The sequence below is a fragment of the Flectobacillus roseus genome, assembly GCF_030056595.1.
In the GTDB taxonomy this organism is placed as follows: domain Bacteria; phylum Bacteroidota; class Bacteroidia; order Cytophagales; family Spirosomataceae; genus Flectobacillus; species Flectobacillus roseus.
On sequence record NZ_JASHIF010000008.1, the window covers coordinates 406,324 to 431,394 of the forward strand.

Consider the following 25,071-nt stretch of genomic DNA (forward strand, 5'->3'; position numbering starts at 1 on the left):
AAGCATTTATACTTAAAGGTTCCATGAGCTTTTAATCAAAAACAATTTTCCAACTTAATCCTAGAAACTTATGCTAAGTCGAGTTGCTAATTCTATCTATTGGATGAATCGCTACATTGAGCGTGCCGACAATTATGCTCGTTTTATTTCTGTAAACTTCAACTTGGCGCTTGACTTGCCTCCCAATGTACCTGAACAATGGGAACCTTTAATCATTGCTACTGCTGACCACTTTATTTTTAGGGAGCATTACGACGAACCTACGCGTGAAAATATCCTTTATTTCATGACCTTTGATGTTCGCAACCCGAACTCTATTCTTTCATGCTTGCTAAATGCCCGCGAAAATGCTCGTACTATTCGCGAGAGTATTTCAAAGGAAATGTGGGAATATGTCAACCAGATTTATTGGACTGTCAAAAATGCTACTCACGAAAGTAAATCTTGGGAACTATCACAGTATCAAGGCTTTTTGGAAAATATCAAAACTGGTAGTCAATTGTTTTACGGTATCGTAGACTCTACCATTACACGTGGCGAAGGCTGGCATTTTGGTCGCTTAGGTAGATTGATTGAACGTACTGATAAAACTACTCGCTTTTTGGACGTAAAATATTTTACCTTATTGCCAAGTATCGAGTCGATCGGTTCGCCTCTTGACTTGATGTTATGGTCAGCGGTACTACGTTCGGTGAGCGCCTATAATATGTTCCGTCAGCAATACCCAGTGATGAACCCTACCAAAATTGTTGAATTCTTGTTGTTGGATAAACGCTTTCCTCGCTCTGTGATGCATTGTTTGCGTCAGGCAGAATTATCTCTGTACGAAATATCTGGCACATCCGTAACAAATGGTTATTCTAACGAAGCCGAAAAAGCTATTAGTCGTTTGCGCTCTGAAGTAGAATTTACAGAAATTGAAGATATTTTTGAAAAGGGCTTGCACCAATATCTTGATGAATTCCAAACCAAAAACAATGGTGTTGGTCGCGCGATTTTCGAAACCTACTTCGACTTAAAACCCGTTGTAAGCGAATAATACATCCGAGTATTAGTGCTTAGTCTCAAGTTTTTTTATCTTTGTCATGCTTTTAAGGGAATGGCTTCTCATTATGCATCTGTAAATCAACCAAATATCTTCTTGTCTACTAAAAAGCAACAGAAAGATATAGGAGATACATTTTGTAATTTGCACTCATAAATAAAATCATAGAATTATTAATACCAGAATCTTTTGACGTAGTTATCTGACTCATTATCAAAACTTAATCTCTTCATTCTGTATCCACAATTCATTGTTTTTAAGATACCCATTCAAAGGCTTTTGAGGAAAACTTGAGACATATTTAACCACAAAACATTCGTTACAGAAAGTTGTAACAATGTTTATCACTACAAATCAAATGACATACTGTTTAGGAATTAAGGTCCGAGGCGGACTAGTGGCAATTGCTGATACAAGAATCACTGCGGGAACAGAAATGTACTCAAACAAAAAGGTATCAGTACATGAGGTTGGGAAACACTCTTTGTTCATCATGACAGCGGGTCTGCGTTCGGTACGTGACAAATCTATTACCTATTTTAATAGAATGACCGAAGAACAGGGTGTAACTTTCGACTATATGTTCGAAGCTGTTAATGCTTTCGGAGATATGTTGCGAAAAGTAGCCAAAGAAGATAAAGAAATGTTGAAATCGGAAGGTTATAACTTCAATCTTCACTCAATCATCGGTGGACAAATGTCCAAAGATGATGAGCATAAATTGTTTTTGGTCTTTCCTGAAGGAAACTGGATTGAAATCAATGAAGGACTTCGCTTTCAAATCATCGGTAACTCCAATTATGGTAAACCATTATTGAACCGTGGACTTACCTACGAAACGTCTTTGGAAGATGCTATCAAATTAGGCTTCCTGTCGTTTGATGCCACTCAGGTGAGTGCAACAGATGTAGATTATCCGATTGATGTAATTGTATATCAAAAAAATAGTTTCCATTTAATCGAACATCGTCTTGAAAAAGAGGAAATGGAAAGTATCAGTAAGCAATGGACAGGCTTGTTGAAAGAATCGATGAATAGCCTAAACGATAGTTGGGTTCAAAATATCATGGATAAATCCTTGATTTCGCAAGAACAGTAAGAGTATATTTAAAAATTTTATTTAGCATTTGTTGAAAAAACAAAATTTCTCTTCTCAACTCCTTACTTTTCTTGTCTTGACACAAGAAAAGTAACAAAAGAAAGTCAAGAAATCCTAAACTCGCCTTCGGCTCAAACAGTAGGATTTCATAGAGATAAATACAAAATTTTTCATTTTAATGACTGACTTATAAAATTTAAACATGCTCTAAAACCATTTCATAGAACAAATGTTGAAAAAGAGTAAAATACTTGAATCTGTACTTTCTTGTATTTTACTCTTTTCTTGCTAAATAAGCCCACTAAATTATTATTGATTCATTTCATCAAACAATCTTATGAAACTAGCGATTACCCACACTTTGCTGTACGATTATAGTAATGATGTTCGACTCGAACCACATTATTTATATCTGCATCCCAAGCAAGGGCCCTATCTCAAGGTTGACCAATATTCCTTACAAATTTCACCAACACCCGACTTTATTTCAAAGAATGTCGATTCGGCTGATAATATTCAACATATTGTATTCTTCAATAATAACACCCGACATCTGAGCATCAAGGCCGAGTCTATCATTGAAGTTACCGAGTTTAATCCGTATTCATTTATATATCATCCATTTGAATCTAGCAGACTACCCATAAAATATGCCAACGATTTGAATGATTCCTTACAATCATACCTAAATCGAAAAGGGGTAACTACCTATGTAGACCAAACTGCCCGACAAATTGCGGCAAGTGTTAACTGGGATACTAGCAGTTTTCTTTCTGAACTCAATAAGTTTATACACTCTTTTGCCTACGAAATTCGTGAAGAAGGTGATGCCTATTCACCCGAAAAAACCTTATTGGAGCGTAGAGGTTCTTGTCGCGACTATTCGGTGTTGTTTATGGCGATGTGTAGAGCACTAGGTATTGCTTCTAAATTTGTGAGTGGCTATTACTTTAGTGACCCCAATCAACCTCAATACCTTCATGCTTGGGTCAATGTATATTTGCCTGGTGGTGGCTGGAGAGGCTACGACCCTACACAAAACTGTTTGGTTTCGGGACGTCATATTCCTTTAGCTACTTCTGCAATGCCCAATCTGATTTCGCCAATTCATGGTACATTTAGAGGCAGCGCCCAATCTGTATTTAAGGCAGAGGTCTCAGTAAGAAAAATAGAAGAGTAATAATAATCACCCAATTCATGCAAGAGTTTATTTATTTGAATAATGCCTTCGTAAAGGCTGAAGATGCCAAAATTCATGTTTCTGACTTAGGATTGGTACGTGGATATGGAATTTTTGATTTTTTTAGAGCTATTGACGGTAAAGCTATTTTCCTAGAAGATCACCTAGATCGTTTTGAAAACTCGGCTCGTTTGATGGGGCTTCCCATTCCTGCCACTCGTGACCAACTTCGAGCTATTATTTTAGAAAGTATTCAACGCCACCCACTTCCTTTATTGGGTATCAAAATGATACTAACTGGTGGTTTTTCTTCGGATGGCTATCTTCCTGCCGAAACCTCCAATCTTATCGTTACAGCCAAGCCTTTTGAGTTCAAGAATCCTGATAAGGGCATGAAGCTCTTGAGTTTGGAATACAAGCGAGAAATACCTGAGATTAAAACCCTCAACTATATCGTTCCTATCAGAATTCAACCTCAGCTCCGCGCCCAACAAGCCGATGATGTACTTTATCATCGTGATGGGATTATTTCGGAGTCTTCGAGAAGTAATATATTTGTTGTCAAAAATAACACCATTGCCACGCCAAAAGATGGAGCATTGTTTGGCGTTACGAGAAAGCATGTCATCAAGTTAGCCTCTCAATATTATAAGGTAGAAGAAAGAGATATAAGTTTTGAAGAATATCTACAAGCAGACGAGGTATTTACCACAGGAAGTACCAAACGTATTGTTCCTATTGCTCAAACTGATGAAGTGGTTTTTAATAATGGACAAACGGGGTCAGTCACAAAGCACTTGCAAGAGCTTTTTTTAGCTTACGAAAAGCAAAATGGATAGCAAATTCAACGCACTCGAAAATCAATTTTCGGGTGCGTTTTGTTTTTAAGCGTATCTATATCTAATTGTTTACATCCGTAGTAATATGTCTCTACAATCAGCCCATTGGGCGAATAGTTACTCAATTATTTATATTTTAGGCTAAATATTACTTATTTAGATACAAAATTCAACAAACCTTTTGTGTAATTTATGAAAAAGACCTTCCTATTACTTTTTTCATTATTAGGAGCATCGGCGACACAAGCGCAACAACCACTGCTTTTGCGTCATCCGAGTATCAACAATGATGGCTCTGTGGTAGCATTCTCCTACCAAGGCGATATTTGGACAGTACCAAGCACTGGTGGTCAAGCTACTCGCTTGACAATTCATGAGGCTTATGAGAGTAATCCAACCTTTAGTCCAGATGGAAAACAAATTGCTTTCTCTGGTGCAAGATTTGGCAATAACGATATTTTTATCATGCCTACTACTGGCGGAATGCCAAAACGTTTGACGTTCCACTCAAGCCAAGATAATATCGCTAGTTGGACGCAAGCAGACAAAATTCTATTTTCAACTTCTCGCGAATTCCGTCAAATCGAACGTCCTTCTGAAGTGTATTCTATTTCTCCAAAAGGAGGAACCGAATCAAGAATGTTAGATGTTCTTGGATTTGAGCCAACAGCTTCGCCAGATGGACGTTTTGTAGCTTTGGTTCGTGGCGATATAAACCCTGTAGCTCGTCAAGCATACACTGGTAGTTCTAATCGTGAAATTTGGATTTTTGACACAAAATCAAAGAACTATAATAAACTTCCTTTATTCGCTACCAACGACGTTATGCCTCAATGGGGTAAGAACAATACGCTTTATTTCTTGAGCAGTAATGATGGAGCATATAACCTTTACCAATTGAAAATTTCAAATGATGGTAAAGCAGAAGGAACTCCTAAAAAGTTGACCAACTTCAAGGATGAATCTATTCGTCATATCAATATCTCTACAGATGGCAATACCATTGTTTTTGAACAAGATATGAATCTTTACACTTACAAAGTGGCAAATGGTTCTATCCAAAAAATCAATGTTACTATCAATGCAGACGATAGATTTGATGCTTCAGAAAGCAAAACATTTACTTCTGGTATCGAAGATTTTAAGGTATCTCCCAATGGTAAATTATTAGCTTACGGCATCCGTGGTGAAATTTTCGTCAAAGAAGCTGATAAAGAAAAAGCTCGTAGTATCAACGTTTCTTCACACGCTTTCCGTGATGTGGAACCAGCTTGGTTAAATGACTCTACTCTACTTTTCACAAGTGACCGTACTGGCGGCAACTTCGAAATGTTCATGGTACAGTCAGCAGATGCTTCAGAAAAGAATATCTTCAAAACATTGAAGCATAAAATTACTCAGTTGACTACTACCCCAGACGACGAGTCAAATTTGGTAGTTTCAAATGACGGTAAAAAAATTGCCTATGTGCGTGGTAGAGGCAAATTTGTCGTGGCTGATATTAGCGCAGATGGAAAACTGACTAATGAAAAGGTTATCAATGATAGCTGGGCATCGCCAAACGATATCGCTTGGAGTCCAGACAATAAGTATTTGGCATATAGCTTAACCGACTTGTATTATAACCAAGAGATTTTCATCAAAGCTTCTGATAATACAGGCAAAGCGGTAAATGTAACCATGCACCCACGCCGTGATTCACGTCCTTTCTGGAGTGGTGATGGTTCAAAATTGGGTTTTGTTTCAGAACGTAGTTCTGGTCGTAGTGCAGACGTATGGTTTGTTTGGTTGAAAAAAGAAGATTGGGAAAAAGAAGCGCAAGACTGGCAAGAAAAAGACTCAGCTCCTGCTGAAGGTGCTGCTGGCAAGTCAGATAAGAAAGAAAAAGGTGTTAAGCCAATCGTCATTGACTTCGATGGTATTCACAACCGTGTAGTTCAGGTGACCAACTTCCCAGGCTCAGAATCTGATTTTGTTATCTCAAAAGACGGAGAAACATTCTATTATGTAACCAATAGTAGCTCGGCAAAAGGTCGAGATCTATATAGCATCAAATGGGATGGTAAAGATTTGAAAGAAATTACCAAAGGCGGTAGTAACCCTGGAGGTTTGTATTTGGATAAAGATGGAAAATACATTTACTACAGCCGTATGGGCGGTTTTGGTGGCGGAGGCTTAGCTCGTATCGATACCAAAGCTGGTCTGCCTGAATCGTTGCCAGTAAGTGCCAAAATGAAAGTAGACTATACTGGCGAGCGCACACAAGTATTTGAAGAGGCTTGGCGTACAATCCGTGATGGTTTTTACGACCCACAATTCCACGGAAATAACTGGGCGAAATTGCACGATAAATACAAAGAGCGTTGTATTAATGCTAGTACCTCAAGTGATTTTAGAGATATGTTCAACCTACTTTTAGGCGAACTAAACTCTAGTCACATGGGCTTAACAGCGCCTGAACGTGCCGAAACTCAAAGAGAAATAACAGGTTTATTAGGAACCGAATTGACTCCTACCGCAAATGGAATGAAAGTGTCACACGTTGTGCCAGAAACTCCTGTGACCAAATCAAAAAGTATCATTAATGAAGGCGAAACGATTGTAGCTATCAACGGACAAGCTGTTGGGCAATCTGACAACTTCTATGAACTATTGAATGGTTTAGCCAATGAAAAAGTTATCGTCTCTGTAAATGATGCTACTGGCAAAACCCGTGAAGTTGTGGTGCGTCTCACCAATAGCATTAGCAATAATCTATATGATGAATGGGTAGAAAATCGTAAGAAGTTAGTAGAAAAATTCTCTAACGGTCGTTTGGGATATATCCACATCAAGAGTATGGACTTCCCTAGCTTTGAAGTAGTTGAGCGTGAGTTTACAGCAGCAGGATATGGCAAAGATGGTATCGTGATAGATGTACGCTACAATGGTGGTGGTTCTACAACCGATTACTTAATGACTATTTTAAACTATAAGCAACATGCCTACACTATTCCAAGAGGAGCAAGTGAAAATTTGGAAAAAGACAAGTTGAAGTTCCGTGACTATTATCCAATTGGAGAACGTTTAGTTTATGCAGCTTGGACAAAACCATCAATCGCATTATGTAATGAAGGAAGTTACTCAAATGCTGAAATTTTCTCACATGCTTATAAATCATTAGGCATCGGTAAGTTAGTAGGTTTACCAACAAATGGTTCTGTAATTTCAACAGGTGGTAAATCATTGATGGATGGCTCATTTGTTCGTCTTCCTGGTCGTGGATGGTACACTAAAACTACAGACAAAAATCAAGAACTCGGACCAGCAGTTCCAGATGTTATTGTAGAAAACGAACCAGAGTGGATTTCAAAAGGTACAGACAACCAATTAAAAGTAGCTGTGGAAACATTACTAAAAGATATTGATTCAGCGAAAAAATAATTAAAATTTATTACATAATTAAAGGGCTTCTGATTTGTTTCGGAAGCCCTTTTTTGTATTTTTAGGCGCCCTAAAGACGTTGAATTATTTTATTTCACAAAATTGTGACTTCTTGCCCTGTTCAACGTTTAGAGGTAGATTAATTTAAACTTAAATCAAACTTATACCGCTATGGGACTTATGTCTTTCTTTAAGGGTGTTGGTGAAAAAATTTTCGGAAACCACACTCAAGTAGAGCCAGCAAAAGCTGCCGAAGTAGAACCTCTAAGAGCTAGTGCTCTTTTAGCACACGTAAAGCAATTAGGTCTAGCCTACAATTCATTAACTATCCGCACCAATGGCGACACTGTTTCAATCATTGGAGAAGTTGCTAAACAAGAAGATGCAGAGAAAATCGCATTAGCAGTAGGTAACGTTGAAGGAGTAAAAGTGGTGGACAACCAACTTACAGTAGACGAACCAGAAGAAGAAGCACAGTATCACGAAGTAGTAAAAGGTGATTCATTATCAAAAATTGCTCAACACTATTACGGTGACATGATGAAATATCCTGTGATTTTCGAAGCAAACAAACCGATGTTGAAAGATCCTAATTTGATTTATCCGGGTCAATTGCTTAGAATTCCACCATTGAAATAAAAGTATTAAGGCTAGTCAAAACTGACTAGCCTTATTTTTTATATCGCAAACCGACGAGCTTCTATTCCCTTCACATCTACTTTGCACCTAAATACATGCCCACTCATTGGATAGGCCAATAATTCGTGCTCATCCAAACCTTCTCTCGCAGTTGTAATCACCAATTCACTAAAATCTGGTCCTATCCAATTGCACGATGTTACATTAGGAACAGGAAGCTTTATTTCGGCCAGCTCCTCCCCTGTTTTGGTATTAATACAAGCTACCCTAAAACCACCCCAAAAGGCTACCCACAAATTCCCCTCAGCGTCCATACACATTCCATCAGGTAGTTCACCACGATTTTTAGATTGATAGATTATTTTTTCTTTGGTTAGAACCAAAGCTCCCACTTCATTTATGACAAATCTTCGAATATTTCTTTTAAGTGAATCTATAAAGAAAAAATATGCTCCATCCGAGCTCCAAGCCATTCCGTTAGAGATACCTAATTTCGACAACAAATGTATTTGCTCTCCAGCTGTGGAAATACAATATAGATTTCCTTCATTCCGCTGATTTTCTATCTGCATAGTTCCTACCCAGAGTCGCCCTTTTAGATCTATTTGTCCATCATTACATCTATTATAGGTCAAATGCGCCTCCATAGGCTTCCATAGCTCTAATGCTCCAGTTTTGACATCATACCAGCATAAGCTACCTTGCAAGCCCAAAAGCAACTTATAGGGTGATTCGGTCAATGCAACCATGCCAATACGTTTGGAAATAGCACTAAAATGATGTACCTGAGAATCCAATAAATACCAATTAATCGTTCGACCCTCAATATCAACCCAATAAATCGCATTGGTTGACGAACACCATACTGGTCCCTCTCCCAATCTACAGCTCGATTCTAATAGCACCTCAGCTTGATATACTTTTTTCATAGTAAGTTGGATTCTTTTAAAGATTTTTGATGAGAGAATAGAGAGATACAATAATAGTTTTTTTCACAGGCTATTTTGCGAAAAACCGCAGATATTTTTCATAATGAATATACTCATTAATTACCAGATGTTAATATAAGTAAAACTACTTGTAGCACTCTTACAACGCACTTGATTTTATACAATCGTTAATCTTGTAAAAATACAATTAGTTGAATAGAGAGTAAAAACATCGAAAATTCATGCTATTTTCCATAATATATTCTTTAAATAGAGTCGCTGCTAAATAAAAATAGCTGTAAATACATCAATTTTTCCAAACACTTTGCTACAATTAGTAGTTACTTAATACACTGGATATCAATACATTTTTAGAAATACAGGTGGTAAATAAAATCTTTAAAAAATCATATTTTATTTTTTTGAGTAAATATGCACCGTTTATGTCCTTTTTATGTTAAATAATTGAAAAGCCTTTAAAATTGAAATTTGAGGCACAATTTAATATACTATTATAAAGAAAAAATATAAAGAGAACAAGAAAGTAATTATTATTTGAAAGGAATTGTGCAATTTTAAGATTATTTTTTTGTTACCTATTCGAATAAGTATAATATAACTAACGAGATAATTTTTTTTGTGAGAAATGCGTAAAAAATTAAAGAGTGCTGCCAACTATTCAGATGTTGTTTTGATTGGGGCAGGCGTTATGAGTGCGACGCTCGGGGTGTTGTTAAAAGAGCTTCAACCTGATTTAAAAATTACTATTTTCGAACGTCTTGATTTGATTGCAGGAGAAAGTTCGGAAGCTTGGAACAACGCAGGTACAGGTCATGCTGCATTATGTGAGCTGAACTATACTCCTGAAAAACCAGATGGTAGTGTTGATGGGTCTAAGGCTTTAAAAATTTATGATTCATTCCAGCTTTCACGCCAATTCTGGGCATATCTAGTCGAAAAAAATATCCTTTCACCTGAGGACTTTATTCAATCTGTACCTCACATGAGTTTTGTTCATGGTGAAAAAAACGTAAGCTATCTTCGTAAGCGTTTTGATTTATTGACTCAATATCACGTTTTCAAAGATATGTTGTACACTGAGAATCCAGAAGAAATTAAAAACTGGATTCCCTTGGTGATGGAAGGTCGTGATGCAAATCAACCTGTAGCAGCTACTTACACCGATGCAGGAACTGATGTTAACTTCGGCAACTTAACACGTATGTTGTTTGATCACCTCAAAAACATGGATGGTGTTAAAATCCGTTTGAAGCATGAAGTAACCGATTTGGAACAACTAGAAGACGGAAACTGGTGTATTACCTTAGATAACCTTGCTACCAAAAAGCGTAATAAAAAGAAAATCTACACAAGTTTTGTATTTGTTGGTGCTGGAGGCGGTGCATTGCCATTATTGGAGAAATCTAAAATTGAAGAAGGTAAAGGTTTTGGAGGTTTCCCTGTAAGTGGACAATGGTTAAAATGTAACAATCCTGAAGTTGTAGAACGTCACAACGCAAAAGTATACGGTAAGGCTGCAGTAGGTGCTCCACCGATGTCAGTTCCACACTTAGACTCTCGTATGATTGATGGTCAGAAGGAACTTCTTTTTGGTCCGTATGCAGGGTTCACGACTCGTTTCTTAAAAGAAGGTTCTTTATTAGACTTACCTTCTTCTATCAAATTGAGCAACATCGTACCAATGATGCAAGCAGGTTTGCAGAACATCGACCTTACGAAATATTTGATTGAACAAGTAAGACAATCACCAGAAGATCGTTTGGAGGCATTGAAAGAATACTTCCCGAATGCACGCATGGAAGATTGGGAATTGCTTGTAGCCGGACAACGCGTACAGGTAATTAAGAAAGACCCAGTAAAAGGTGGTGTGCTTGAATTTGGTACCGAAATTGTTGCAGCTTCTGACGGTTCAATTGCAGCCTTACTAGGAGCTTCTCCTGGAGCTTCTACGGCGGTTGACATTATGTTGAAATTATTAGAGCGCTGCTTTAAAGATGAATACAATACAGAAGAATGGCAAAGTAAATTAAAAGCAATGATTCCTTCATTTGGACAATCTTTGATTAGCAATGATGAGTTGTTTAATCAAATTAATCATTGGACAAATGATGTACTTGGTCTTAAATCAGCTGAATTAGCTTAATTTTAGATACTATTTCTCACAAAAAAGCCTTTCCTTGATACAAGGAAAGGCTTTTTTGTTTTAATTTCTTCTGCTTTAGTAAGGTTGACTCTATTATAAAACAAAAAAAGCCTAACTCATTGAGTTAGGCTTTGTCGGGATGGCAGGATTCGAACCTACGACCTCCTGCTCCCAAAGCAGGCGCGATACCGGACTACGCTACATCCCGAATTTCCTATATTAATTAACATTAACTAGAAAAGTATTTTGTAAAAGATTCACTCTACTGTGTATCTTATTCTCAGGTGTGATTCCGTCAGGATTCGAACCTGAGACCTACTGCTTAGAAGGCAGTTGCTCTATCCAGCTGAGCTACGGAACCGGAATAAAAAAGGATTCTGATTCCAGACGGAACTGAAAATTCACATATGTCAATCTTCAAAATCCTAAATTATGGTCGGGATGGCAGGATTCGAACCTACGACCTCCTGCTCCCAAAGCAGGCGCGATACCGGACTACGCTACATCCCGAACTTTTGGCCATTCCACTTTAAAAGTGGCGGAGAGAGAGGGATTCGAACCCTCGGTACCGTTACCAGTACGACAGTTTAGCAAACTGTTCCTTTCGGCCTCTCAGGCATCTCTCCTTAACACTTAAAGTATCTCGTTAGATACCTCCCTTGTGTTTAGGTGTTGCAAAGGTACGGCTTTTTTTGATTAAGATGCAAGTCGGAAATGAAAAAAAAATGCATTTTCTTGAAAGTTTTTCACAACATATACCATACAATTCTGATTAACAATTACTTAAAACAACCATTACAAAGGCACTTTTTTTGAAAGTTTTTTTATCCAAAAACCACTTCTACTTGATTTTAGACGCATTTTCAAATTTATCTAAGATTTAATATTTCAATCTAAAAGTTCATCATCTACGTATATCTGAAAATATAATCCACAAAAACTTTGAATTGCCTACAATATGAAAAAATCATTTCTACTATTCACACTTTGTAGCTTCTGGGGTATCCTGTTTTTGAGCGCCTGTTTTAAAAATTCTGATGCCGAGCCGTTAGAAATTTTTAAAGTTTCGACCCTTTTTGTTTCTAATGCTGAAACGACGATTAATGCCAAAAACTTGCAAATTTTCAAACCAGCAGACTCTACTATATTAGTTCCTAAGGTTGAACTAAACAATGGCGCGCAAGATGGTAATGGAGTTTTATTTGTTGCAAGTAAAAACTTTTTGTTTCAAATAAGTAGAGCACAAAAAAGTATTAGGCTTTACAACAATGCCTCTTCTGTATTTGAGGCGTCTTTACCTAATAATATCATTATCGACTCTACCCTATCTAGTGGAAGAGAAATCGCCTATGATGAGACAAATGACGCATTATTCGTAGCAAATAATACCGATAGTACAATTAGAGTCTATGAAAAAGTTTCGACCTTAAATGGAAAGTATGTGGGGAAAAAACTTAAACTAGGTGGCGAGCCATGGGGAATTACCTACGACAAAAAGAACAATCGACTATTTGTTGTGATGGATAAAAATGCGCTTCGGGTAGAAATTTATAACAATCCTTCTGGCATAGAGGCAGGAAAAGTTGCTGCCAGTCTTAGATTTTTTATAAATGGATATAAAATCAATGGAGCAACAGCGCGATTACATGGCATTGCTTATTCATCACAAAGAGATATGCTGTTTGTAACAGAAATTGGAAATGCTTCTGGGACAAATTTTGATAAAGATGGAGGAATTTATATTATAGATAAAGTCTCAAAGATTACCAATAACAGCTCAATCCTCGCTAATAGAGCCATTTTTGGCTCAAATACTGGCTTAGGAAATCCTGTAGATATTGCCATTGATGATCGTAGTATAAAAGGGTTTATCTATGTAGCAGAAAAGGCTAATAAGAAAATTCTTGTTTTTGGTTTTGGAGATAATGGAAATGTCGCTCCTATTAGAGGGTATACTTCCACATTTTCTCCCGAGGCTATTGATATTGATTACTGAGATTTCAATGATAAAACACACGTTTGAGGCCAATTATCAAGCGTGAGTCAGCATTAATTGAGTGAATGAGTGATTATTTTTAAAATTTACCTTTCACAAGTAAAGATGTAAAGTATTGAGTCTAACGATAAGTTATCCAGCATGATAATATCAAAAAAGCGGTCGAAAAACAATTTTCGACCGCTTTTTTGATAAAAATTTGGAGAGTAATCCCTCAGGATAACTCCTGTATGGTAACTATATGCTGAGTGACTCATCTTTAAAAGATAATCACTCATTCACAATTCTCTCAATCAGAGATGAATCACTACACTACAGAGAATGTAGACACCGCTTTAGCTTCAAGAATTGAAGAACCTTGAAGATAAATATCTGCTTGACGAGCAGCTTCACGACCTTCCGAGATAGCCCAAACTACCAATGATTGTCCACGACGCATATCCCCTGCTGCAAATACTTTATCTACAGATGTCTTGTAATTGTTAGCTTTTACATTTCCTCTTTCGTCAAACTCAAGTCCTTTTTCTTCTAATTGAGACAAAAGGCCTTCACGTTGTGGATGTAAGAAACCAGCAGCGATAAGGGCTAATTCGCAAGGAATTTCACGCTCATTTGTATGAACTTGTTGAGCTTTGCCGTCAACAACCTCCATAGCAATATCCGCGATTTTAATACCTTTCAAATTACCATTTTCATCACCTACATATTCTTTCACGGCAATAGACCAGTGACGATCAGCTCCTTCTTCATGAGATGTAGAAGTACGCAACATCATCGGCCAGTTAGGCCATGGAGTTTGAGAAGCACGTTCTGCAGGAGGCATTGGCATTACCTCTACTTGAGTAACAGATTTTGCTTTATGACGATTTGAAGTACCAACACAGTCAGAACCTGTGTCACCACCACCAATCACCACAACATTTTTGTCTGTAGCCAACAATTCACCATTTGCATAAGTAGCACCACGGTGATCAAATTGACGATCAATACCAGCTACGCGCTTATTTTGTTGTGACAAAAATTCCATCGCTGGGTAAATTCCTTTCAAGTCAGAACCCGGGATAGGCAACATTCTTGGAACTGTTGAACCACCTGCCAACATAATCAAGTCGAAGTCTTCCAACAACTCTTCACCTTTGATGTCAACACCAATATTTGTTGAAGTTTTGAAAACGATACCTTCTTCTTTCATTACCTCAACACGACGCTGAACTACCCATTTCTCTAATTTGAAATCTGGAATACCGTAGCGCAACAAACCGCCTGCTTCGTCAGCACGTTCAAATACTGTAACTGAGTGACCAGCTTTGTTTAATTGTGCAGCAGAAGCCAAACCAGCAGGGCCAGAACCAATTACTGCTACTTTCTTGCCAGTTCTTTTGGTTGGTACATTTGGTTTTACTAAGCCATTTCCAAAAGCGTATTCGATAATCGATTTCTCGATATACTCGATCGTTACTGGAGGCTTGTTGATACCTAATACACAAGCAGCTTCACATGGCGCAGGACAAATACGACCTGTAAACTCAGGGAAGTTGTTGGTTGAAGATAAAATTTCGTATGCATAAGCCCAGTTTTGGTCAAATACTGCATCGTTAAACTCTGGGATAATGTTGCCTAGTGGACAACCATTATGACAGAAAGGAACGCCACAGTCCATACAACGACTCGCTTGTGCTGTTACTTTATCTGTTGTAAAATCAATATCTATTTCTTTGTAATCGCCAACACGTTCAGCGACTGGTCTTTTCTTTGGAGTTTCTCTTGTTACCTCTAAAAATCCGGTTGGTTTTCCCATTGTCTTAATTTGAAAATTTTAGGATTTAAAAGTCTGAAAATATTGCACGAATAGATTCAGACTTTCAAAATGGATTAGTGAGCAATTTCAACTTGGATGTCTTTGTAAACCACATCTTTATTTTCAAGAACCTCTGCAACTGTAACGTTACGAGAAGCAAGTGCTTTTTTGAAGTCTTGTGGCATTACTTTAACAAATTGCGCAAGTGATTCAGACCAGTTGTCTAAGATTCCCTTAGCTACATCTGAGTTAGTATATTGCAAATGTTGCTCAACATATAGTTTCAAGATTGACTCATCTTCTTGGGTCAACTCCTCGATAGCTACCATTTCAGGGTTTACTTTAGAAGCAAAATCACCTTTAGCATTTAACACATACGCTACACCACCCGACATACCTGCTCCGAAGTTACGACCAGTATCGCCCAAAATCACGACCAATCCACCAGTCATATATTCGCAACCGTGGTCACCAATACCTTCTACTACTACTTTAGCACCAGAGTTACGTACGCAGAAACGCTCACCAGCCATACCACGTAAATAAGCTTCACCTGAAGTAGCACCATAGAATGATACGTTACCTACTACTGAGTTTTCAGAAGGATTAAATGGCGCTTTTTTGTTTGGATAAACAATCAATTTAGCACCACAGAGACCTTTTCCGATGTAATCGTTAGCATCACCTTCTAGTTCGAATGTAATACCATTTACAGAGAATGCTCCGAACGATTGTCCAGCTGTACCTGTAAACTTGATATGGATTGTATCATTTGGTAAACCTTTTGCACCGTATACTTTCGTAATTTCGTTTGAAAGCATTGTACCAATCGTACGGTTTACGTTGATTACTTCAAATTCACCATAAACTTTCTCTTGATTTTCGATTGCTGGTTTTGCAACTTTCAATAAATCCCAGTCTACTTGTACATCCAAACCATGATCTTGTTCTTCTTGTTTGTATAAAGCAACATCTAATGACATTGGTTGCTTGAACAAGATTGGAGAAAGATCTAAATGTTTGTATTTCCAGTGTTGGATATTTTCTTTCATTTCTAGGCGATCCACTTGACCTACCATTTCATTCACGGTACGGAAACCAAGTTCAGCCATTAATTCACGGAACTCTTGTGCCAAGAAATAGAACAAGTTTACTACGTGATCTGGGTTACCAGTGTACATTGCACGCAAGCGTGGGTCTTGAGTTGCAACCCCAACTGGGCAAGTATTCAAGTGACACTTACGCATCATGATACAACCTGCTGTAACCAATGCAGCTGTTGCTACACCAAACTCTTCAGCACCTAATAGGGCTGCGATGGCAAGGTCACGACCTGTTTTGATTTGACCATCCGTTTGTACAGTCACACGACCACGCAATTTATTACGAACCAATGTTTGGTGTGTTTCAGCCAAACCAAGTTCCCAAGGTAAACCTGCGTGACGGATCGAAGAAAGTGGCGAAGCACCTGTACCTCCATCGTGACCTGCAATCAAGATATGATCAGCATGTGCCTTAGCAACACCCGCCGCGATTGTACCTACACCTGCTTCTGATACCAATTTAACTGAGATACGAGCAGCACGGTTTGCATTTTTAAGGTCAAAAATCAACTGTGCTAAGTCCTCGATTGAATAAATATCGTGGTGAGGAGGAGGCGAAATCAAACCTACACCTGGCGTTGAGTGACGAGTTTTACCAATCCAATCATCTACTTTATGACCTGGCAACTGACCACCTTCACCTGGCTTAGCGCCTTGAGCCATTTTGATTTGTAGCTCTTGTGCATTTGTCAAATAGTGAGCAGTTACACCAAAACGACCCGAAGCAACCTGCTTGATAGCAGAGTTCATAGAGTCACCGTTAGCCATTGGCTCAAAACGGATTGGGTCTTCACCACCTTCACCTGTATTTGATTTACCACCAATACGGTTCATGGCAATAGCCAAAGTAGTGTGAGCTTCGTAAGAAATAGAACCGAATGACATAGCTCCCGTAGCAAAACGCTTGAAGATATTTTCGATTGGCTCAACCTCTTCGATTGGTACTGGAGTACCTTTCTTGAATTTCAACAATCCACGAAGCGTCATCGCTTTCTCGGTTTGATCATCTACGATCTTCGAGTATTTCTTAAACAACTGATAGTTGTTTGTTTTAGTAGATTGTTGTAATAAGTGGATTGTTTCTGGATTAAACAAGTGAGCTTCACCACGGTGTTTCCATTGGTACACACCACCTACTTCTAGTTTTGGATTAGCTACTGGTTGTTCAGGATATCCATTTGTATGTTTGATTAGGGCTTCTTTTTGGATACCTTCCAAATCGATACCACCAATGCGAGATACAGCTCCAGAGAAATATTTATCAACTACTTCTTTTGCCAAACCAACGATTTCGAAGATTTGAGCACCTTGGTAAGATTGAAGTGTTGAAATACCCATTTTAGAGAAGATTTTCAACAACTCACCATTTACGGCTTTGATGTAGTTTTGTTGTAATTTTTCGTAAGGGTAATCTACTTGCAAAATACCTTTGTCTTTCATACCACGAATTGTTTCGAAAGCCATATATGGGTTTACTGCCGAAGCACCAAAACCAATCAAGGTAGCAAAGTGATGTGTTTCCCAAACGTCACCAGCCTCAACGATAAGACCTACTTGTGCACGTTTTCCTTTACGAATCAAATGATGATGGACCGCAGCTGTAGCCAATAAAGAAGGAATTGGCGCGTGTGAACTATCTACACCACGATCGGTCAACAACAAAATTGCGTAACCATCATCTACTGCATCTTCAGCGTATTGACAAATTCTATCCAAAGCACGCTTCAATTGTCCTTTCTCGCCATTCGCTCTGAAAGTTGTATGAATCGATTTTGTATGGAAGTTTTTGTGATCAATCCAACGAATTTTCTCAATCTCAGCATTGGTTAATACTGGTTGACGAATTTCGATTTGACGACAGTGTTCAGGCGTTTCTTTCAACAAGTTTTTCAAACCACCAATATCCGACAACAATGACATTACCGTACGTTCGCGGATAGGGTCAATTGGAGGGTTGGTTACTTGAGCAAACAATTGTTTGAAATAGTATGATAAATGTTGCGCTTGGTCAGACAAAATCGCCAATGGAGTATCTACACCCATTGAGCCTAATGCCTCTTTACCAGTCTCAACCATCTGTGACAACACTACGCGAAGGTCTTCGGTAGTGAAGCCAAATACTTGTTGACGCAACAACAATTCTCTTTCGAATGGAGCACGGTACTCAGCACCAGCAGCAGGAAGGTCTTCAACTTTAATTTTGTTAGCCTTCAACCACTCTCCGTAAGGTTGTTGTTTACAGATTTTTTCTTTCAATTCATCGTCAGGAATGATACGGCCTTGTTCCATATCAACAATGAACATTTTACCTGGCTGTAAACGACCTTTTTTGACAACTGTAGATTGGTCAATATCCAATACCCCAGCCTCAGAAGCCATGATTACGAAATCGTCGCTAGTTACCCAGAAACGAGATGGGCGCAAACCATTACGGTCAAGCGTAGCACCAATGATTTTACCATCTGTGAAAGAGATAGAAGCTGGACCATCCCAAGGCTCCATCAAAGCAGCGTGGTATTCGTAGAAATCACGTTTGTAATCCTCAATATGCTCGTTACCATCCCATGCTTCAGGAATCAGCATCATCATTACATGAGGCAATGAACGACCTGATAAAGTCAATAATTCTACCGCATTGTCAAGTACAGCCGAGTCAGACTGGCCTAATTGACAAACTGGCAAAATCATTTCCATTTCTTCTTTGCTGAACAAGTCAGACTGGAACAATGCAGACTGCGCTTGCATCCAAGAAGAGTTACCTTTTACGGTGTTAATTTCACCATTGTGACCCATATAGCGGAATGGTTGAGCCAAACGCCATTCTGGGAATGTATTTGTTGAGAAACGAGAGTGAACAATTGCCAAAGCAGATGTAAACTCATCACGGCGCAAATCATCAAAATAACCAGGTACTTGCATTGTAGTCAACATACCTTTGTAAATAATCGTGCGAGCCGAAAGCGAAGCATAGTAGAATTTACCTTCTACAGCTTTCACCGTTTCGTTAATTACTCTTGCAGAGTACTGACGGAAAACGTACAATTTGCGCTCAAACGTTAATTCATCTTGGTCTTCAGGACGCTTGATGAACAATTGCTCCATTTGAGGCTCAGTGTTTCCAGACTCAGCACCTTGAATTTCTGAATTGTCACAAGGGACAACACGATAACCCAAAATTTCCAGACCTAACTTTTTAGCCTTTCGTGCAATGATTTCCTTACACTCGTTACGAGTAGTTTCATCTTTCGGAAAGAAAACCATACCGACGCCATAATCTAAGGCGGCCGGCAAATCGATGCCAAGTTTTGTACACTCTTCAAGGAAGAACTCGTGAGGAATTTGTACTAAAATACCAGCACCGTCACCAGAATTAGGGTCGCAGCCACAAGCTCCACGGTGGTCCATGCGAATAAGCATTTGAATTGCATCAGCCACTACTTTGTGTGACTTTCTACCTTTCATGTTCGCTACGAAACCGATACCACAAGCATCATGTTCGAATTCCTTGCGATACAACCCTTGATTATCAAAGTTAGTCATGGTAATGGGGTTTGTTTTTTTAAGTTTAAAATTTAACCTGTTCTAGGTAGCCTTTATTTATTATAGTGGTATTATTATCCTTCTTCTTTTGAAAAGTTGTAAATATTTTAGACGGTTTATTGACAAAATCAAAATTATTTCATAAAATATCTAACGACCTTTCTTTGTGATTATGGCTATATATACTTCACTCTATTTCGCTTTTACAAAGATATACAAAAAATTATTTGGATAAAATAGCATTTCGCCGAATAATCATCGGTATTGAACAAAATCAAGTTTTTGCAAAAAATATTCTTAGTTAGATACAATTCCTGCACGTATAAGTATTTTTACAAAAAACCGATTTTATAACACCTATTTGTGTCAATTTAGCAGTATTTACCTGAATTACGCTGAAAATCAAAACCTATTTTAAATATTTTTACAAAAAAATAACACAAAATGGCTTTTTTTAAAACATTGCTCTTTTTATAAAAAAAACCTTCTTTTTTTTTCAAAGAATACCGTTAAATCCACATTTTACCACTGTTTTTAAACCATTTTGGAGGCAAAAAAATAGCCTATAAAACATATAGATTAAATCATCTTTTATCTTCAAAATAGACTAATCACTATTTTTTCAAACTGTAATAAAATCTACTGTTATTCAATATAAAAGGTTAGGATTTTGTAACTTACTGTGTGTGATGAAGTGGGAAAAATGAATCGCTAAAAAATAGGAAAACAAGTAGTTACCAGAAAAAAAACTTTAGTAATGGCAACCTTTCGTTTCCACAACCTGTCGTATAGTTGAAATGTTCTGGTGTTAAATAAATTACTTGTAATTTACACAAACTCTTAAACTATTACAATTGCTCGTCCTAGTTTATCTTACTAAACTCGAAACTACAACAACTTATGAAGAAAGCTTTACTATGTGTTTTTTTACTGTTGGGATGCTTAACGTCAAGAGCTACACATATTGTGGGAGGCGATATTGATTTGCAACGTATAAGTGACCAAGGTTTCACTCACAGACTCTCTCTAAATTTATACTTTGATGCGATTAATGGTCAACCCGGAGCCTTAGATCAGACTGTTACTTTGGGCTTTTTCAGAAAAAAGGATAATGTAATGATGGGTTACGTAGTGGTTCCGCTGATTTCAAATTTGCAAATCCCCTATACCAATCCTGATTGCTCAGAATATGGAAACGTTAGAACAAGACTAATCAAATATTCTTCTTTAGTGACGCTTGCATCTGTCAATTTCAACGATCCTGAGGGGTATTACATAGCATGGGATAGATGTTGTAGAAATGATGTAATCTCAAATATTCAAAATCCGGGCCGTACTTCTTCGCTTTTCTACACAGAATTCCCTGCCATTCTTGTCGACAATAAAGAATTTATCAATTCAACTCCCAAATTTAAAGACTTGTCGGGTGACTATATTTGTATCAACAGACCATTTAACTTTGATTTTAGTGCTACTGATGCAGACGGAGACAGTCTAGTGTATAGTGTGGTAAGTCCTCTTGCGGGATTTAGCTCTGTACAATCTCCTAACCCCCAATTTCCTACTGGTAGCTCAAATTATCCAAGAGTCACTTGGGCAACGGGATACTCTAACACGAATGCTATTCCAGGTAATCCAGCTTTGAGCGTAAACTCCCGAACTGGAAGACTCTCTGTGACAGCTAATCAATTGGGCTTATTTGTTTTTTCGGTGCGAGTTGAAGAATATAGGGAGGGAAAAAGAATAGGCTATGCGCTGAGAGATTTTCAGTTGAAGGTGGTAGACTGTCCTATCAACAACGCTCCCATAAGTTTTGCCAAACTAAAAGGAAGTTTGAACCAGATTGGAAAGGATGAGATTATTACCATTCCAAATACACAAAAAAACGCTTGTTTTGAGCTATACTTTACCGATCCTAATCCATATACTCAAATACGATTAAAAGTAGTTGGACAAAATTTTTCTGATAAAGGTTTTGCTAATATTCCGATTGCTTACAATATCTTATCGAAGGCCGATACGCTTAAAGCCGAAATATGTTTGGATGAATGTTCCCAAAGTTTTGATGGAAAACCCTTAGTTTTTCAAGTATTCACAAGTGACAATGGCTGTCCACAGTCCTTGAGTGATACGCTCACGGTGAAAGTATATCGTCAACCAAGAGATAATGCTAAACCTATTATTAGCACCGACGCCATTAGTCGAACGTTATCAGCACCAATTAACTCTACTTTGTCTTACAATATTTTTGGGAAAGACGTGGATGTAGATTCTTTGAGCCTCCGCGCCGTAGGACGAGGTTTTACGTTATCGCAGGCTGGCATTACATTTAATGGAAGTTCGGGTATTGGCAATGTCCAGTCACCTTTTACATGGAAACCACTTTGTGACCAAATTAGAACGACTGATTATTTGGTCGATTTTATCGTCTCTGATAGGTATTGTAGTCGAAGCAAAAGTGATACTTTAACGATTGCATTCAAGCCTACTCCTATTCTATCGAACAAACCTCATGTGAGCACCACCCTAAAAGATCAGAATATAACCGTTGTTTTGGACGGAGAAAATGCCATCCCATTAACTTTTGATGTAAATGCAAAAGATCCTGATAGCGATCCTATTCAGCTATATGGCATTGGACAAGGCTTTAATTTAGGAAGTGTGGGCATTAGTTGGAGCAATAAAAATGGAATCGCATCACTAACCTCTCCGTTTCAGTGGAATCTTACTTGCGAGCTATTAGGTCAGGAGAAAGAAAAAACCTTTGTAATCAATTTTGTCACAGAAGATAACTCGTGTAGCCCCATGCGTTTTGACACAACCAAAGTTACCGTTTTAGTCAAGAACAAAGAAACTGCTTATACATTTACCCCACCGAATGTTATTACGCCCAATGGCGATGGTAAAAACGATTCGTTTACGATTACGAATCTTCCCGAAAACTCATGTTTTGACAGATTTGAATATATCCAAGTATTTAACCGTTGGGGACAACAAGTATATCAGTCCTATGACCGAAAATTTGAGTGGTTTGCTGATGAAATAGTGAGTGGAGATTATTATTACCTCTTAAAGTTTACAAGGCAAAATTTTAAAGGTTGGATAAGTGTACTGAAATAAACAAAAAAGTAATGGCTTTCGAAAAATGATTTCGAAAGCCATTACTTTTTTGTTTATGCTAAATCTCTAAAGTCAATCGTCATTCCATCTTCTCCCAGAATAGTTTTGTCAAAAACCTGTCTAGCTTCGTCAATAAATGGAGTCAAATCTTTATATCTGGATGAAAAATGCCCTATTAACAAGTTTTTCACATTGGCCTCTTTTGCTATTTGCCCAGCTTGATAGGCGGTAGAATGGCAGGTTTCTTTAGCTCTTTCTACCAATTCATGTAAAAAGGTAGTTTCATGATATAGTAATTTTACTCCCTTTATAATTGGCAATATGGGAGGATGATAAGCTGTATCAGTACAAAAAGCATAACTATCTGGCTCAGGCCCTTTGATAGTGTAATAGTCGCATGAATACAACACTTCACCATTGTCATCTAATACATCTTGTCCTTCTTTGAGGAGTTTAATCTGCTCGATACTAATATTCTCCGGCAATAGCTCTTTTAGAATTTTATGCGGTTTTTCTTTTTCCTCAATCAAAAAACCACAGCATGCTACCCGATGCACCAATGGAATTGTTGTGACCTTTACATGGTCATTTTCCATCAAGAGGTAGGACTCTTCAGCACGGGTTTCCTCAAAATGTACCTTAAAATTAAGACGTGTATCCGAATACTTCATTTGAAGAGTCAATACCTCCGCAAGCCCTTTGGGACCATAGATATACAAATCGTCGACTCTGTGATGCATATTAAGTGTTGACAATAAACCAATTAGCCCAAAGAAATGATCTCCATGAAGATGCGTAATGAAAATATATTTGATACGAGTGGCCTTGAGTTTGAAACGAAGTAATTGCGTCTGGGTAGCCTCTCCACAATCAAACAGATACCCTTCTTGCTCCACCATCAAAAAGTGGGAAGTTGCATTACGTGTTACTACTGGGTTGGCAGAACCCGTACCTAGGATAGTAAGATGGAAACTCAAATTGTTATAATTTTAAATTACTGGTAAACAAAATAATTAAGTAATAAAGCACTTAAGTATTAGTGCCGAATTATGAGTTGTGAATTGTGAATGTAAAGTTATAATTATCAATATCTTACATCTCCAATTGATTAAATCTAATTCTGCACGATTACTTAAGTAATCGTGCAGAATTAGATTTAAGTTATGTGTTTAGGCACAAGGCACAGAGTGTTAAAATGTTTTTATTAACCACAGCCATGCTTTTTTACAAAGCCCACCGCCGAAAGCTGATACCTGAATGCCTTGGGCACAAAAATTAAATTCTATTTTGCCCACTAACTTATTACGCTCTAGGCTATAAGCCGTAGGCGTCAGGCATAAAGAATAATACCTATTGCGGGTAAAATTAAATTTAGGGCTTTCGACTTTCAGCAATGGGCTTTCTGCAAAAAATATTCGCTATGAAATTTTTGCTCAATACCTATGGCTTATTGCCTATAGCATATTAATTCAATTTTATTTTGCCCACTAACTTTAGTAGAAGTGTTGAATTTGAAGTGTAATTTTATGATTACCAGTATTTTATCTCATTAGGTTAAACAAATTGAAAGAATAAGATATTGACAATAAAAATTTTACCTTTAAAATTCACAACTCATATATTCAGCACTAATACATAACGGGGATTCAATATAAAAAAAAACCTTATCAGACTAACGTCTAATAAGGTTTTTTTGTTCGAAAAACAGAAAAATACCCTTTGATGAATACTTTTAAGTCTTTGTATTATACAATTTGATTAATAGTCTTCTTCGCTCTCGCTGTATTCGCCACCGCCAAACTCATCTTCATCTTCTGATTGAAAATCGTTTTCGAGTTCGTTCAAGAATACTGCATCAATTGCCTCTTGAACAGTTGGCATGATGGTTAAATCTTCGATTTTGGCACGATCTAATTGGTCAATGATTTCATCATTTTTAGTTACGATGATGAACAAGCCTAGCTCGTTTAAACAGATTTTATTGCCTTTACGAATTACTGAAACGCCATGACCATCCAATTCAACAATTTCATCAAATTTTACGATAACATTACCGTAACCAGCACGGAAAAGTTGACGGATAATATTCTCGAAATCAGCGTGATTTTCTTGAGTTAAAGCTGTTTCGTTAAGTTCGATAAGAGCGTATTGCTCGTTTTTTTCAATCTTAAAATTCATCTTTTTACTACTTTATAT

Annotated in this window: 14 protein-coding genes and 4 tRNA genes; 9 read left to right on the forward strand and 9 right to left on the reverse strand. The window is 37.7% G+C overall.

Annotation, left to right across the window (positions count from 1 at the left end; all coding sequences use genetic code 11):
• The first annotated feature begins 70 nt into the window (after window positions 1–70).
• The 6 genes from QM524_RS10675 to lysM all read left to right on the forward strand — a co-directional run bounded on the left by QM524_RS10675 (window position 71) and on the right by lysM (window position 8,225).
• The gene (locus tag QM524_RS10675) at window positions 71–1,039 is read left to right on the forward strand and encodes an alpha-E domain-containing protein (protein WP_283344575.1); all 969 of its coding nucleotides are present in this window, start codon (window positions 71–73) and stop codon (window positions 1,037–1,039) included.
• A 364-nt stretch (window positions 1,040–1,403) separates the two neighbouring features.
• Window positions 1,404–2,144, forward strand: coding sequence for a peptidase (locus tag QM524_RS10680; protein WP_095163533.1), 741 nt, complete (start codon window positions 1,404–1,406; stop codon window positions 2,142–2,144).
• 337 nt (window positions 2,145–2,481) lie between these two features.
• Window positions 2,482–3,324 carry a transglutaminase family protein gene (locus QM524_RS10685; RefSeq protein WP_283344576.1) on the forward strand — a complete coding sequence of 281 codons (843 nt, stop codon included), beginning with the start codon at window positions 2,482–2,484 and terminating at the stop codon, window positions 3,322–3,324.
• Between the two features lie 17 nt (window positions 3,325–3,341).
• Window positions 3,342–4,163, forward strand: coding sequence for an aminotransferase class IV (locus tag QM524_RS10690; protein ID WP_283344577.1), 822 nt, complete (start codon window positions 3,342–3,344; stop codon window positions 4,161–4,163).
• Window positions 4,164–4,355: 192 nt separating this feature from the next.
• Complete coding sequence (locus tag QM524_RS10695; RefSeq protein ID WP_283344578.1) at window positions 4,356–7,586, forward strand: S41 family peptidase; 3,231 nt, start codon at window positions 4,356–4,358, stop codon at window positions 7,584–7,586.
• Window positions 7,587–7,757: 171 nt separating this feature from the next.
• A complete protein-coding gene (gene lysM / locus QM524_RS10700; RefSeq protein ID WP_095163495.1) occupies window positions 7,758–8,225 on the forward strand; it encodes a peptidoglycan-binding protein LysM in 468 nt (155 codons plus the stop codon).
• 38 nt (window positions 8,226–8,263) lie between these two features.
• Here lysM and QM524_RS10705 read toward each other — a convergent pair whose 3' ends face one another.
• Window positions 8,264–9,154: an SMP-30/gluconolactonase/LRE family protein gene (locus QM524_RS10705; protein ID WP_283344579.1), complete on the reverse strand. Its 891-nt coding sequence runs from the start codon at window positions 9,152–9,154 to the stop codon at window positions 8,264–8,266.
• Between the two features lie 646 nt (window positions 9,155–9,800).
• Between QM524_RS10705 and QM524_RS10710 the strand changes: the two genes are divergently transcribed.
• Window positions 9,801–11,318 (forward strand): malate:quinone oxidoreductase, encoded by a 1,518-nt coding sequence (locus QM524_RS10710; RefSeq protein WP_166576814.1) that lies wholly within the window; start codon window positions 9,801–9,803, stop codon window positions 11,316–11,318.
• 134 nt (window positions 11,319–11,452) lie between these two features.
• Here QM524_RS10710 and QM524_RS10715 read toward each other — a convergent pair.
• The 4 genes from QM524_RS10715 to QM524_RS10730 all read right to left on the reverse strand — a co-directional run bounded on the left by QM524_RS10715 (window position 11,453) and on the right by QM524_RS10730 (window position 11,944).
• Window positions 11,453–11,526, reverse strand: a tRNA-Pro gene (locus tag QM524_RS10715).
• Between the two features lie 79 nt (window positions 11,527–11,605).
• A tRNA-Arg gene (locus QM524_RS10720) sits at window positions 11,606–11,679 on the reverse strand.
• Window positions 11,680–11,751: 72 nt separating this feature from the next.
• Window positions 11,752–11,828, reverse strand: a tRNA-Pro gene (locus tag QM524_RS10725).
• A gap of 26 nt (window positions 11,829–11,854) precedes the next feature.
• Window positions 11,855–11,944, reverse strand: a tRNA-Ser gene (locus QM524_RS10730).
• A gap of 332 nt (window positions 11,945–12,276) precedes the next feature.
• Between QM524_RS10730 and QM524_RS10735 the strand changes: the two genes are divergently transcribed.
• Window positions 12,277–13,314, forward strand: a complete 1,038-nt coding sequence (locus tag QM524_RS10735) for an NHL repeat-containing protein (RefSeq protein WP_166576815.1) — start codon at window positions 12,277–12,279, stop codon at window positions 13,312–13,314.
• A gap of 307 nt (window positions 13,315–13,621) precedes the next feature.
• Here the strand turns inward: QM524_RS10735 and QM524_RS10740 are convergent, their stop codons facing one another.
• Together QM524_RS10740 and gltB are read right to left on the reverse strand one after the other, a co-directional pair.
• Window positions 13,622–15,112, reverse strand: coding sequence for a glutamate synthase subunit beta (locus QM524_RS10740; protein ID WP_166576816.1), 1,491 nt, complete (start codon window positions 15,110–15,112; stop codon window positions 13,622–13,624).
• 74 nt (window positions 15,113–15,186) lie between these two features.
• Window positions 15,187–19,755, reverse strand: coding sequence for a glutamate synthase large subunit (gltB, locus tag QM524_RS10745; RefSeq protein ID WP_283344580.1), 4,569 nt, complete (start codon window positions 19,753–19,755; stop codon window positions 15,187–15,189).
• A gap of 900 nt (window positions 19,756–20,655) precedes the next feature.
• Here gltB and QM524_RS10750 point away from each other — a divergent pair.
• Window positions 20,656–22,875: a T9SS type B sorting domain-containing protein gene (locus QM524_RS10750; RefSeq protein ID WP_283344581.1), complete on the forward strand. Its 2,220-nt coding sequence runs from the start codon at window positions 20,656–20,658 to the stop codon at window positions 22,873–22,875.
• Between the two features lie 53 nt (window positions 22,876–22,928).
• Here QM524_RS10750 and QM524_RS10755 read toward each other — a convergent pair whose 3' ends face one another.
• Together QM524_RS10755 and QM524_RS10760 are read right to left on the reverse strand one after the other, a co-directional pair.
• A complete protein-coding gene (locus QM524_RS10755) occupies window positions 22,929–23,852 on the reverse strand; it encodes a ribonuclease Z (protein ID WP_283344582.1) in 924 nt (307 codons plus the stop codon).
• Between the two features lie 781 nt (window positions 23,853–24,633).
• Window positions 24,634–25,053, reverse strand: a complete 420-nt coding sequence (locus QM524_RS10760; protein ID WP_095163487.1) for an anti-anti-sigma factor — start codon at window positions 25,051–25,053, stop codon at window positions 24,634–24,636.
• Window positions 25,054–25,071 lie beyond the last annotated feature (18 nt).